Origin of the sequence: Bradyrhizobium sp. Bra64 (assembly GCF_024519875.1) — a bacterium.
GTDB lineage: Bacteria > Pseudomonadota > Alphaproteobacteria > Rhizobiales > Xanthobacteraceae > Bradyrhizobium > Bradyrhizobium japonicum_G.
The window spans coordinates 1-12,596 of sequence record NZ_JALJRD010000012.1 but is presented as its reverse complement, the minus strand read 5'-3'; the positions used below and the strand labels follow the sequence as shown (position 1 = coordinate 12,596).

14 protein-coding genes, 1 tRNA gene and 1 pseudogene are annotated in these 12,596 nt (G+C 65.2%); 9 read left to right on the top strand and 7 right to left on the bottom strand.

The window, feature by feature from the left end; translation table 11 throughout:
- Positions 1–51 precede the first annotated feature (51 nt).
- Entirely contained in the window at positions 52–903 is an 852-nt protein-coding gene (locus NR187_RS27370) for a LysR substrate-binding domain-containing protein (RefSeq protein WP_211386522.1), read from the bottom strand.
- Between the two features lie 113 nt (positions 904–1,016).
- Here NR187_RS27370 and NR187_RS27365 point away from each other — a divergent pair, with 113 nt between their 5' ends.
- Positions 1,017–1,439, top strand: coding sequence for a 4-oxalocrotonate tautomerase family protein (locus NR187_RS27365; protein WP_256808288.1), 423 nt, complete (start codon positions 1,017–1,019; stop codon positions 1,437–1,439).
- A gap of 43 nt (positions 1,440–1,482) precedes the next feature.
- Here NR187_RS27365 and NR187_RS27360 read toward each other — a convergent pair whose 3' ends face one another.
- Positions 1,483–2,196, bottom strand: coding sequence for a DNA helicase (locus NR187_RS27360; RefSeq protein WP_256808287.1), 714 nt, complete (start codon positions 2,194–2,196; stop codon positions 1,483–1,485).
- Between the two features lie 198 nt (positions 2,197–2,394).
- A complete protein-coding gene (gene lipB / locus NR187_RS27355) occupies positions 2,395–3,132 on the bottom strand; it encodes a lipoyl(octanoyl) transferase LipB (protein WP_211386519.1) in 738 nt (245 codons plus the stop codon).
- A gap of 74 nt (positions 3,133–3,206) precedes the next feature.
- Between lipB and NR187_RS27350 the strand changes: the two genes are divergently transcribed.
- Both NR187_RS27350 and NR187_RS27345 read left to right on the top strand, forming a co-directional pair.
- Positions 3,207–3,449, top strand: coding sequence for a FliM/FliN family flagellar motor switch protein (locus NR187_RS27350; protein ID WP_011088012.1), 243 nt, complete (start codon positions 3,207–3,209; stop codon positions 3,447–3,449).
- Between the two features lie 176 nt (positions 3,450–3,625).
- Positions 3,626–3,710: transfer RNA gene (locus tag NR187_RS27345), tRNA-Leu, on the top strand.
- A 159-nt stretch (positions 3,711–3,869) separates the two neighbouring features.
- Here the strand turns inward: NR187_RS27345 and NR187_RS27340 are convergent.
- Positions 3,870–4,047, bottom strand: a pseudogene (locus tag NR187_RS27340) (formate dehydrogenase accessory sulfurtransferase FdhD); the annotation flags it as partial.
- 207 nt (positions 4,048–4,254) lie between these two features.
- Between NR187_RS27340 and NR187_RS27335 the strand changes: the two are divergent.
- Complete coding sequence (locus NR187_RS27335; RefSeq protein WP_256808286.1) at positions 4,255–5,001, top strand: Crp/Fnr family transcriptional regulator; 747 nt, start codon at positions 4,255–4,257, stop codon at positions 4,999–5,001.
- 241 nt (positions 5,002–5,242) lie between these two features.
- Here NR187_RS27335 and NR187_RS27330 read toward each other — a convergent pair whose 3' ends face one another.
- On the bottom strand, positions 5,243–5,500 hold the full coding sequence (locus NR187_RS27330) for a hypothetical protein (RefSeq protein WP_211386516.1): 258 nt from the start codon (positions 5,498–5,500) through the stop codon (positions 5,243–5,245).
- Positions 5,501–5,782: 282 nt separating this feature from the next.
- Between NR187_RS27330 and NR187_RS27325 the strand changes: the two genes are divergently transcribed.
- Entirely contained in the window at positions 5,783–6,157 is a 375-nt protein-coding gene (locus NR187_RS27325; protein ID WP_151649753.1) for a hypothetical protein, read from the top strand.
- 7 nt (positions 6,158–6,164) lie between these two features.
- Here NR187_RS27325 and NR187_RS27320 read toward each other — a convergent pair whose 3' ends face one another.
- On the bottom strand, positions 6,165–7,490 hold the full coding sequence (locus NR187_RS27320; RefSeq protein ID WP_211386515.1) for a polysaccharide deacetylase family protein: 1,326 nt from the start codon (positions 7,488–7,490) through the stop codon (positions 6,165–6,167).
- A gap of 192 nt (positions 7,491–7,682) precedes the next feature.
- Positions 7,683–8,489: a polysaccharide deacetylase family protein gene (locus tag NR187_RS27315; RefSeq protein ID WP_372703279.1), complete on the bottom strand. Its 807-nt coding sequence runs from the start codon at positions 8,487–8,489 to the stop codon at positions 7,683–7,685.
- Between the two features lie 82 nt (positions 8,490–8,571).
- On the opposite strand from NR187_RS27315, the gene mgtE reads away from it, so the two are divergent.
- The 4 genes from mgtE to NR187_RS27295 all read left to right on the top strand — a co-directional run bounded on the left by mgtE (position 8,572) and on the right by NR187_RS27295 (position 12,438).
- A complete protein-coding gene (gene mgtE / locus NR187_RS27310) occupies positions 8,572–9,993 on the top strand; it encodes a magnesium transporter (protein WP_211386514.1) in 1,422 nt (473 codons plus the stop codon).
- Positions 9,994–10,180: 187 nt separating this feature from the next.
- On the top strand, positions 10,181–10,513 hold the full coding sequence (locus tag NR187_RS27305) for a DNA-binding transcriptional regulator (protein WP_211386513.1): 333 nt from the start codon (positions 10,181–10,183) through the stop codon (positions 10,511–10,513).
- 133 nt (positions 10,514–10,646) lie between these two features.
- Positions 10,647–11,465 (top strand): aldo/keto reductase, encoded by an 819-nt coding sequence (locus tag NR187_RS27300; RefSeq protein WP_211386512.1) that lies wholly within the window; start codon positions 10,647–10,649, stop codon positions 11,463–11,465.
- A 49-nt stretch (positions 11,466–11,514) separates the two neighbouring features.
- Positions 11,515–12,438, top strand: a complete 924-nt coding sequence (locus tag NR187_RS27295) for a hypothetical protein (RefSeq protein ID WP_211386511.1) — start codon at positions 11,515–11,517, stop codon at positions 12,436–12,438.
- The last annotated feature ends 158 nt before the right edge of the window (positions 12,439–12,596 follow it).

Genomic DNA, 12,596 nt, shown 5'->3' with positions numbered 1-12,596 from the left:
ATTCGGCGATGGGTATGCAGTCCCGAGGCGATCTGGTGAGCGTTTGCGGCGTCAAGCCGCGGCGCTCTTGAACGTCGCAGCGACCACCCGCAGCGCCGCAAGCTTTGCGGGATCGCTGACCTTCGAATGCAGCATCACCTTCGAGCTGCCGAGTTTTGGCAGCTTGTGTGCCGGCCCGATGTCGACCAGCCCGGCCGGCGCGATCCGCCGCGCCAGCGGCGCGATCGCAAGTCCGGCGAGGGCCGCAGCGACCACCGCGGTGACGCCGCCGCCGACAAAGCGTTCGCGCCAGGCGACGCCGGCCTTATCGAGTGCGCGCACGGCAATGGCGCGGACGCCGCACGGCGGGGCGAGCGTGGCGAGCGGCAGCGGCTCACCCTTGGGCAGGGCAAAGCGGCGTGAGGCGAACCAGCTGAATTCGTCCTCGGCCAGTTTTTCGCCGCCGCGGCGGCTGCCTTCCTGCCGGACGATCACCGCGTCCAGCTCGCCCGCGTCATAGGAATCCTGCATCTCGCGGGAGAAGCCGATGGTGACGGCGAGGGTGAGGTTTGAAGACATCGCGTGCAGGCGTTCGAGGAGCGGCACCAGCTCCGGCCCCGCGGCATGGTCGGAGATGCCGAGTGACAGCGACTGTGCGGCCGAGGTCTCGCCCGACAGCGCGCGGTCATGCGCCTGCATAAGCACGCGGGCGCGGTCGAGGAACGCCGCGCCATCGGCGGTGAGCCGGACCGCGCGCGGCGAGCGCTCGACGAGGCGCTTGCCGAGCAGTGTCTCCAGTCGTTGCAGTTTTAAGCTGACCGCCGCCTGCGTGGTGCCAAGCGCTTCGGCGGCACGGGTAAAGCTCTGGAGGTCGGCGACCAGCAGGAAGGCCTGGACGGTGGTGATGTCGAGCGTTGCTATCATTATGAATCGTTATCACTGGTATCAAAAGAGATAAGATACCAAAATGATGGACGAGGGTCTAGCTTCTCATCAACGCCGCACAACACCAGCGCGGCAATTTGAGGAGAACGACCATGCCCCTGATCGCCGTGTCCTACACCAGCTCCCGCCAGTCGCCGTCGCTGAAGGCCGACATCGCCAGCGCGGTGTCCGAGCTCACCGCAAAAATCCTCCACAAGGATCCCAAGGTCACCGCCATCATCGTGAAGCCTGTGGACGCGAGCGACTGGTTCGCCGGCGGCAAGTCGCTGGCCGAGCAGAAGCTTGCCAGCTACTGGATCGACATCCACGTCAGCGAGGGCACCAACACCAAGGACGAGAAGGCGGCCTACCTCGCCGCCATGTTCAAGCGCATGGCCGAGATTTTGGGACCGCTGCATCCCGAAACCTATCTGCATGTCGACGAGGTCAAGGGCGATGCCTACGGCTTTGGTGGCCTGACCCAGGAGCGCCGCTACATCGCCGGCAAGCTCGAGGTGCCGCTGGCTGCAGCGTGAAGCTGCAAGCCGCGGGCGAGCCATCTCACCCGCGGCCTGGTCGTCAGCTCGCGGCGCGGAACTGAACTTCGTCCTTGTTCAGGAAGCACGTCTTGTCGAACAGCTTCAGGTCCAGCGGGTTCGGCAGCCTGACATCGCCAAGGTCTGGGCAGGGCTTGATCGCGGGATCATAGGACCGGTCGATCTGCGAGATGAAGACGACGATCAGCCCCTTGTCGCGCGCGAACGATTTCAGCGCGCGCAGCTGGACGGTCAGGTCGGGATTTTCCCGCCGCTGGTCGAGCAGTTGCAGATAGTCGATCACCACGACCGTGCCGCGGGGCGCGGTGGCCATCTGCTTGACGACGTAGTCGGCGCTGATCGCGTCGGAGCAATCGACCTCGAACAGTTCTTCGAACTGCGCGGGGTCGGCGCCGATCGCCCTGAAGCGATCGAGCACATTTCTCTCGGTGTATTCGAGCGAGAAGAACGCGGCGCGATGGCCCGAGCGCATGGCCTCCACGGCGAGTTCGAGGCTCATCAGCGTCTTGCCCTGGCCAGGGCGTGCCCCGACCAGCACCAAATCGCCGGGCTTGAATTGCGGAAACAGCCTGCTCGCCGGCGTCAGTGCTGCGGCTTTCGCCGCGAGCATGCTCCAGGCGGAAAAGCCTTCCGTCGCGGCGATGCGATCGAGCGCGGCGTGCAGCGGAATGCCTTGCTCGCGCGACAGGCGCTTCGCTTTGCGTTTAAGATGATGGATTGGTGCAGACAACTTCATCGTCAAAACCTCCTATTGCGAGCAGAAGCGCAATCCCTCCTTATGCCTGGCGCTCGAACAGTCGGTCCGATGGTTTAGTCGCCCGACATGAATTCTGCTTTCCCGGCGGAGGGGGGAGGCGTGGGCGGCACCGGACCCAAGCGTAACCGATTCCGCGATGGGCGGAGAACAGGCGCGGTCGGCTCAAACAGAAAAATGTTAGACGGCCGCCTCTGGCAGCAGCGCCCGCGTCGGCCCGAACAGCTCCTCAAACGCCTGCCGAAGTGCGACGTCGACATCGGCCATGGTCACGAGCTGGCCGAGGTCGATGAGCGAGGTGACGCCGTAGCGGGGATCGGCGACGCCGCAGGGCACGATGCCGGCGAAATGAGACAGCTCCGGCTCGACATTGATTGCGATGCCGTGGAACGAGACCCAACGCTTCAGCCGGACGCCGATCGCCGCGATCTTGTCCTCGTGCTCGGGTCCCTTGTCGGGCCGCTTCACCCAGACGCCGACCCGGTCCTCGCGCCGCTCGCCGCGGACGTTGAAGGCGGCGAGGGTGCGCAGAATCAGCTCCTCCAGGCTCGCGACATAGGCCCGGACGTCCGGCCGGCGTCGCTTGAGGTCGAGCATGATATAGGCCACGCGCTGGCCGGGCCCGTGATAGGTGAGCTGGCCGCCGCGCCCGGTGGCAAAGGTCGGGAATCGGGCATCTAGCAGGTCGGATTCCTTGCCCGAGGTGCCGGACGTGTAGAGCGGGGGGTGTTCGAGCAGCCAGACCAGCTCCGGCGCCTCGCCCGCCGCGATCGCCGCAACACGCGCCTCCATGGCGGCAACCGCGTCCGGATAGGGCACCGGCACGTCGGAGATTTGCCATTCCACGGGCGTGCCGCGGGAGGCGGAAAACGACGTCAAATCGAGGTCTTGGCGAGGGTTTTGAGGCGAATTAACCATTGGCTAACCATAACCGGGTGATGATCGCAGGGGCAAATGCCAAGTCCTTAGTCCCAAGTTGCGGTGGTGCTGACGTGCCTACACTCGACAAAGTCACCGTGGATCTCATGGTCGTCCTCGGGACGACCACCATGCCGATTCATCAAGTATTACGTCTTTCCCGCGGCGCCATCATCGAGCTGGACGCAACCGAGGCCGACGAGGTCAAGGTTTTGGCCAATAATTTGCCGGTGGCCTCCGGCGTGGTGCTGGTCGACCGCAACCGGATCGCGGTCGAGGTCAAGCAGATGCTGCCGCGCACCCCCGGCACGCGGTAGCGGCCCGGGCACGCGGTAGCAGCCGGGGATAGGCCGATCCCGGCGCAACGAGCCGGAACTTTCCTGACAAGCTTGTGGAATTCAGGGCCTTTGGAGGCTTGTACCCCTCTGACGGATTTGTTAGATCGGCGCCGTTGATCCGGCTGGCCTTCAGGCCTCAAGCCGGCATCCCCAAAGCGCTCGTGGCGGAATTGGTAGACGCGCTGCCTTGAGGTGGCAGTGAGTAAAATCGTGGGGGTTCGAGTCCCTCCGAGCGCACCATCTAGCCACGTTGGCATTGAAATCCTTCAGTTTTTTGATGCGAGATCGCGTGCTGCCCGCTGGTCTCGCGCCATGTCGGCGGCGCGCTGATTCCTTCCCCTGACGCTGGGTGGACCTCGATTCGCCTCGGCTTGGGAAACTCGGAAGCTCGATCTGAATTGCTTCCGGCATGGACACCTGCGCCGGATGGCTGAAGATCTCGAATGCGCTGCCGCGCGCGATGCCGACAAGCGTGATCCCGCTGGCTTCGGCCGTTCGGCGCGGTCGGTGCTGACATGGCAACGGCGACACTGGCGCCGATGGCGGCGGTCTTTTGCACCATCTCCACCGATCGACGGCCGGCTCAATGCCTTCGCGCGGACCCGGGCCCTGGTCGCGCGCGATCCGGATGGCAGCCTCGATCTGGAATTTCCTGGCGCATCGACGAAGCCGAGCAGCCTTCGCAACTCCTGTTCGAATGGTCCTTCAACCCGGCCGGGCTGACCTGCGTCCTCGCCATTCCTCTGAGCAAGCGCGCGTTTCACACGCCTTCGATGGAGGGCTGATGCGCTCGCTGGGCATCTATGGAGATCATGCGCAAACGGTCGTTCGGCGCCTCAGCGCCTTGCGGCAATTGTCCGTGGAAGCCGTCGCCGCGCTCGAACAGGCCGTACTGGAAGGCTTGTTGCGAGCGGGGCCGGGCGAGGACCTGATCGCCGAGGGCGAACCTCTCGACAGCGTCCGGATTGTGCTGTCGGGCTGGGCGTTCCGCCACAAGACGCTCGAGGACGGAAGGCGGCAGATCGTCAATTTCATTTTCCCCGGCGAGACCTGCGACGCGCATGTCTATCTGCTGTCCGCCCTGGATCATACGATCTCGGCCGTGACGTCGGTCGTCTACGCCGAGATCAGGCGGGCGCCCTTCGAAAAACTGCTCGCGAGCGACCGGACGCTGGCGGAAGCTTTCATGTGCGAGACCCTGCTGAACAACGCGATCCAGCGCGAATGGGTGATCAATCTTGGACGCCGCGTCGCGCTGGAGCGCGTGGCTCATCTGTTCTGCGAGATCCACGAGCGGCTTCGCCCCGTTGGCCTGGTCGACGGAAATTCCTGCGCGCTGCCGGTCACCCAGATGGACCTCGCGGACGCGACCGGCCTCTCGGTGGTCCATCTCAATCGCACCATCCAGGAATTGCGGGCATCCGGGCTGATCGTGCTCCGCGAGCGAACCCTGACGATCCCGGACCTCGACGCGCTCAAGAGCGCCGCGCTGTATTCGCCGAGCTATCTGGAGATCTATCGGCGCGGCTGACGAGCGAACTGAAGATCAACCCGATTCACGTGAGCCGCCGTTCGAACAGCGCGAAGCGCCTCGCTCGTGCTGGTCCACGACAGGCCGCCGACCGGCCGCAATCGCTCAAGGTCCAGGGCGCGAAGGATGCGAAAGGCTCGGAAGAGCTGACCGTCATCGGCAAGATCGACCTTGCCGCGCTGGTCATGATGATCGCTGGATCGGTCACCGTCGGACCTAACGTCGCCCGGTCACGGCGTCCTCAGCCATATTCCTCGCCGATGCCGTATTCCCGGTAGATCTCCAGCGGGTCGAGGTCGGGAAACAGGCGGCATTTGGCCTGGGCGAGGTGCAGGCTCACCGCCGCCGGCTCCTTGCCGCTCGACAGCATCTTGCGGATGTCGTCCATATGCGCGTTGGGCTGGTGCTTCGGCTCGAGCTGCTCCAGGGCGACCAGCGCAGTCGCCAGCGCCTCGGTCAGAACCCAGTCGTCGTGGCCCGTGATTCCCTTCTTCGGCATCGGCAGACCCCACCAGTGGCGGCCAGCAGTCTACCGTAGCTTCCGCGGAATCGCCATCGCGCCGCGGCGACCGGGTACGGAACAAGCTGCTAGCGTATGCGCGCTTGCATTGTGGCTTCGCGTGGCTAAAAGGCGGCAATTGCGTGGGGATCGTATCTTTCCTGAAACGAAGTTGGCGTAGACGGGCCTGCGCCGCGTCCCGGCCGGCTGTTCCGGTCTGGGTTTCCTGATCCCGAATTCGCAACACGCGTCCGGTTGCTCTCCCGCAAGGCTCAAGCCCGCATGGTCTTTCTAAGCTTCGTCTATCGCTTCGTGACCAACTTCGCCTTCATGGCGATGGTCTATTTCAGCCTGAACTTCATGGAGAAATACCAGAACCGGGCGATCATCGCGATTCTGGTGCTGGTCTATGCCGGCATGCGCGCGGCCTCGACGCTGCGCGCGTTCTACTTCTTCCAGAAGATCGAGAAGCTGGAAGCCGAGACCAAGCGGCTGCAGGGCCCGATCAATGACGGTTCGGGCGGAACGAACGCGCGCAAGCAGGTCGTGGCCGACGTCGCGCGGCTGCGGCGCGACGGCGAGCTCAAGTCCTATATGGACCTGTTCTTCCTGGCGCTGATCGTGCTGCTCTGCGTCGCCAACATCATGCGGCAATAGGGCTCTACTACGCGCGCTTCTTCAGGCTGGCGACGCGGGTTGGGCGCGGCGCAGAGCTCCTGGATGCAGTGCTCCTGGCTGCAGTGCTCTTGGATGCTGCGCTCTTGGGCGCAGTGCCATCGGTCTGCGAGGCATGCTTCGGTGCGGATGGCGTGGCGGAGTGTGCGGTCCGATGTCCGCGCGCCTTGCCGGCCTTGGCTTTGGCCGCATGAGGCGTCTCGGCCGCCATGGCGAGCCGGGTCGCGGCGCGCCGCGACAAGGTCGTCGACAGCAGCACCTCGACCGAGCCCTCGGGGATCGCAAACAGGCCGCGGCCGGGTACGGGCAGGGTGGATGCGACATCCACCTGCGCCTTGGTCGGGCGCGGCAGCAGCGACGGATGTCCGGTCTGGGCATTGAGATCGGCGAGCGCGGGCGCAGGAAGGGTCCTGGTCTGCGCGAAAACGAAATTCGGCACCGGCGGCCAATGCGCGATCGGCGTCGTCTCGGTCGGCGGATGCAGCAGCCACTCCACCGGCGTGGTCGGTGTCGCCGGCTGATCGGCGGTTGCGGGCACCACGTGCACGATGCGATAGCCGCGCGCCTTCAGATCGCGGATGATCTTCGGCAGCGCCGCCACCGTGCGGGCCTGGATGTCGTGCAGCAGAAGGATGCCCTTGCCCTTGGCCTCCAGCCGCTGGATCGCGAGCTGATAGACGCGGTCTGACGAGACATGCCGCCAGTCGTCGGCGGGAAAGTCGGCGCTCCAGACCTGGATGCCGCGCGAGATCAGGTAATTCTCGACGCCTTCGGCGCGCATCAGGCCGGGAATGCGGAAAAACGGCGCCAGCTTGGACGGGTCGGTCATCGCGGCCGAGGTCCACTCGATGCCGCCGTTGATCTCGGGCGCGAATTTTTCGATCGGCATCCGGTTGAACGTCAGCGGATGGCTCATGCTGTGCGTGCCGACGGTGTGGCCCGCTGCGACCAGCTTGCGCACGCCTTCGGGGTTCGCCTTGGCCTGCTGACCGATGATGAAGAAGGTCGCCTTGATGCACTCGTCGGCGAGGATCTGGAGCACCTGGTTGGAATATTTCGGCAGCGGACCGTCGTCGAAGGTCAGGACGACTTCATGGTCCTTCAGCGGCAGCGTCTCGCGGTACTGCATGGTGCCGATGCGCGGATGCTCGCGCGGATCGACCACGAGGGTGCGGGATGTCCCCAGCGCATCCGGATGGCCGGGGCAGTCCGCCGCAAGCGCCGCCGGCGATCCGACGGACAGAAATCCGAGGAATCCGCCAAGGCAGAGGACGATCCACGATCGCGTCCGGACAACAACGCTACTTCCGATCATGAACCCCGTCTGCCCTCATATGCGGTTGCCGCCATAGTAGGTCGGAGACATCGGGAAACGGTTCAGGCGCAAGAAACCCTTCCCGCTGCAAATCCCCTTGGCAAATCCCCTCAATACTTGCATGGCCTAGCATGAACAGACTGTTAATAGCGCCCAGATCACCCCATTTTGCGCCGGCGTGACATTCCGGCATCAACGCGCGTCGGCGTTCTTCTGTGATGCGCCCGCCGGCACGACGTGAACCACCCGATAGCCGTTCTCCCTCAGATACCGCAGGAAAGCCGGCATGATCGCGGCGGTGCGCGCCTTGGGATCGTGGAAGAGGACGATGCCCTTGCCGGCGGCGGCCAGGCGCTCGGTGACGAGCTTCAATTCCTGCTCCGGCGTCATTTCGTTCCAGTCGCTGGCCCACAGGTCCGCCCCGAACACGACGATGCCGCGGGACTGGAGCAGGTCGAGCTCGGCTTGCGTGGCCTCGAAATAGGGGAAGCGGAAGAACGGCGTCGAAGGCGTCGTCGTTGAGGTGCCGTGCAGCGCCATCTCGTCGGCGGTGATGCCGCGGTCGATCTCGCCCTTTGCCTTGTCGAGCGGGATCCGCGCCATGAACGGATGCGAGAAGGTGTGGTGGCCGATGGTGTGGCCCTCGCGGGCAATGCGCTTGACCATGTCGGGATATCGGGAGGCGTGCAGGCCGATCAGGAAGAAGGTCGCGCGCACGCATTCCTGCGCCAGCGCCGCCAGAACTTTCGAAGTCGTCGGCGGGTTCGGGCCGTCGTCGAAGGTCAGCACGACCTCGTGATCGGCGAGGGGGAGCGTCTGCGGAAAGCTCTTCAAGCCGACGCGCGGCGTGGTCCTGGCATCGACGCTCAGAAGGCGCGAGGTGCCGAGCGCGTCCTTGCGCGGGCATTCGGCGGCTTCGGTCGAGGCGATGCCGGTGAGAGCGGCCAGCGCCGCGCCTGCCGACATCGAGGTCCACCTCAGTCGAAGCATCTTTGTCATTGCGCTCGCGATTGCCTTGTGGGTATTGCCTGAGCCGTCAGCTCAGACCACCCGATCCAACCTGTCAAACGGCGAGGCGCCCATGGATGAACATATGGACGTTGCCCGATCCGCCGCGGATTCGGTACTCGACCACGTGCCGATGCGCAATGAAGACGGCGAAATTCGTCACGAATTCGTCGCGGAAATTGCCCATGCGATCGAGGCCGGCGACAGCGCCGCGCTGCGGGCCTGCGTCGCCGAGCTCCACGAGGCCGATCTCGGCGATCTGATCGGAGCTCTCGAGCCCGACGACCGCGTCCGCCTGGTCGAGTTGACCGGGCGCGACTTCGACTTCTCGGCACTCAACGAACTCGACGAGGGCGTGCGCGAGGAGATCCTCGAGGAGCTGCCGCCGGAGACGGTCGCGGAGGGCGTCCGCGAGCTCGAATCCGACGACGCGGTCGAGCTGCTGGAAACCCTCGACCAGGAAGAGCAGGAGGAGATCCTCGAGAAGCTGCCTTTGCAGGAGCGCGTCGCGCTCGAGCGCAGCCTGCTGTATCCGGAAAATTCCGCCGGCCGGCGGATGCAGACCGAGTTCATCGCGGTGCCCCAGGATTTCACCGTGGGCCAGGCGATCGACTACATGCGCGAGACGCCGGACCTGCCCGACCGCTTCTACGAGATCTACGTCGTCGATAAAGATCAGCACTGGCAGGGCGCGGTCTCGCTCGACGTGCTGCTGCGCGCGCGCCGCCCGGTGGCGCTTGCCGAGCTGACCGACGAGGATCGCCGCCGCGTTTCCGTCCTGGAGGACCAGGAGGCGGTGGCGCGCATGTTCGGCAAGTACAATCTCGTCGCGGCCCCGGTGCTCGACACCCAGGATCGCCTCGTCGGCGTCATCACGGTCGACGACGTCGTCGACGTGATCGAGGAGGAGGCGGACGAGGACCTCAAGGCGCTCGGCGGAGTCAACAGCGACGAAGAGCTCTCCGACACCGTGTTCACCATTGCACGGGCGCGGTTCAACTGGCTGCTGGTCAATCTCGCGACCGCCTTTCTCGCATCGTCCGTGCTCGGCCTGTTCGAGGGCCAGCTCGAGAAGATGGTAGCGCTCGCCGTGCTGGCGCCGATCGTGGCGAGCCAGGGCGGCAATGCAGCGACCCAGACCATGACGGTCGCGGTGCGGGCGCTGGCGACGCGCGAGCTCGGCTCCTCCAACGCCTGGCGCGTGGTGATGCGCGAAGGCCTGGTCGGTCTCGTCAACGGCCTCGCCTTCGCCGTGATCACGGGCATTGCCGCCGTGGCCTGGTTCAGGATCCCAGGCCTCGGCATCGTCATCGGGCTTGCGATCATCTGCAACCTGGTCGCCGGGGCGCTCGGCGGCATCCTGATCCCGATGGCGCTCGAACGGGTCAGGGCCGATCCTGCCGTTGCCTCCGGCACGTTCGTGACAACGGTCACCGACGTCGTCGGCTTCTTCTCCTTCCTCGGCATCGCGACCTTGTGGTTCGGGTTGAGGTAGGGCTGCGCACTCTAGTGCCCCGGGCGCGCTGCAACGCCGTTAGCGTTGCTGCGCAGAACCGGGACCCCGGCTCTGCAGCGCATCGCTGAAGAAGCGCAGCGCCGTGTCCGGGGCACGAGACCCTACACGCACCATCACTTTAATCCGAACTTAAGCGACCTGCCACATCATTGCTCCGCTTGGGGGAATGGACATGCGGTTGCGGCTGAAGGCGGACGGGCGAGTCGTTGAGTTGCGGGACGGGCAAGAGTTTCCTGTCCAGCCGTTCCCTGTCCAGCCGTTTCCGGTCCAGCCTGCGGCCAATGCCGCGCAGGCCGACGCCAGCTCGCTCGCCGTGCGTGATTTGCGCCGCCGCGCCTGCCTGACCCAGATGGAGTTCGCCGCAAAACTCGGCGTTCCCGTCGAGACCATCCGCAACTGGGAGCAGGGCAAGCGCGCCCCCCGGGGACCCGCCCGCGCACTGCTCGCCGTGATCGCGCATGCGCCGGACACGGTGTTCCAGGCGCTCGCCAAAGCCTGACCTCAAGGCCCCGCGCGAACCTCCCGTTAGCATTGCGCTGAATATCCGGCCCGGCTGCCGGCGGCTTCCGTTGGCACGATGACCAGCGAGGTCCATACTGCCGTCAGGGGCTGCCGCACAGAGAGGATTCCTCATGCTGTTCGTCGAGGCCAGTGGCGCAAGGATACCGGCGATCGGGCTCGGGACCTGGGAGCTGAGCGGGCGGCTCGCTGCGCGCGTGGTCGAGCAGGCGCTGCGGCTCGGCTATCGCCACATCGATACCGCGCAGGTCTACGACAATGAGCGCGAGGTCGGCGAAGGCATGCGGGCCTCCGGCGTGCGCCGCGACGACATCTTTCTCACGACAAAGGTCTGGACCAACCATTTCGCGCCCCACGATCTCGAACGCTCGGTCAAGGAGAGCCTGGCGCGGATGCGGCTCCCGTCCGTCGATCTCCTGCTCCTGCACTGGCCCAATTCGCATGTGCCGCTGGAGGAGACGTTGGGGGCGCTGTCGCATGCCAAGCGCATGGGCCTGACCCGCCACATCGGCGTTTCCAATTTCACGGTGGCGCTGATCGAGCAGGCGGTGGCGTTGTCGAGCGAGCCGCTCGTCTGCAACCAGGTCGAATACCACCCTTATCTGGACCAGGCGAAGGTGAGGGCGGCCTGCGACCAGCATGGCCTTGCACTCGTCGCCTACAGCCCGATCGCCAAGGGACGTATCAAGACCGACCAGACGCTTGCGGAGATAGGGCGCGCCCATCGCAAGACGCCTGCGCAGGTCTGCCTGCGCTGGCTGGTGCAGCAGAATGTCGCTGCGATCCCGCGCACCTCGCGCGTCGAACGTCTGTCGGAGAACATCGAGATCTTCGATTTCGAGCTTTCGGACGACGAGATGGCGGCAATCGCCGCGCTGGCCAATCCCAGGGGCCGCCTGACCGATTTCGGCTTCGCGCCAAAATGGGATTGAGGGGCCGTTCGGGTATGCTACGACCTGCGTGGCAACCCAAGATCGGTCGATGGAACAGCGGAAGATTATACGGACGGACATTGCAGCGTCGGCGGTCGCGCATCTGACGCTGGTGGCGCTGATCATCGTGATCAGCGAGGTCCATCCGTTTCACGCGGCCGCGCCCGAGACCGTCACGGTCGACATCGTCACGCCGGAGCAGGTGAAGCAGGAAGAGGCCAAAGCCGAGGAGAAGGCCAGGGAGGAAGCGAAGGAGAAGCCGCCGGAGCCGCTGCCCGACCTGAAGCTGCCGAAGCTGGATTTCACCGACAAGGACAAGGCGGCAGAAGCGCCGAAGCCCGAGGCGAAGCAGCAGGGCGCTGCACCGTCCTCGAAGCAGCAGGCATCGCCGGAACCACCGCAGCAGAAACAGCCGCAGCCACAGCCTTCGCAGACGCCGCAGCAGCGCGAGGCAAACGCGCAGACGCAACCTCAACAACCGCAGCCTCAACAGACACAGCCACAGCCGCAGCCACAGGCCGCGCCGTCGCCGGCCTATCGGGCTCCGGAGCCTGACGTCACCATCAAATACGGGGTCGTGCTGGGCCTGCCGCCGGGGTTGCCGACGGAGCTGCCGAAAGACGCTCCCAAGGACGATGGCGGCGACGCCAAGGATTCGGTTGCATCCAAACTGCCGACCGAGGTCATCGCCGAGTTGCGCCGGCACTTGAGGAGTTGCGCAAAACTTCCGGCCGGGGTGTCGTCGACCGACAGCGTGCGCATCAAGCTGCGCGCGGTGCTCGCCACCGACGGCACGCTGACGCGCCCCCCGATCCTGATCGAAGCCCCGCCGTCCGCAAAGGGCGTGGCCCTGGTGAAGTCCGCAACGAGCGCGCTCGAGTCTTGCCAGCCTTACAAGATGCTGCCGGCCGACATGTACGAGGAATGGAAGGTGATAGACCTGCCGTTCAGCCCGCGGGATTTCGGCGGCTAACTCTCGCGTCGGCTAGGGGACCCTTGCTGTGTCGCACGTCTGTCAATCCGCCCGCACCAAAATATGCCGCTTTGCCGAAATTCGGTTTTGGCGTATGTGTTGCCCATCCCGGCTCATCCTTGAGGGGCGATCTTGTGGTCGTCATGTTCGCGAGCCGG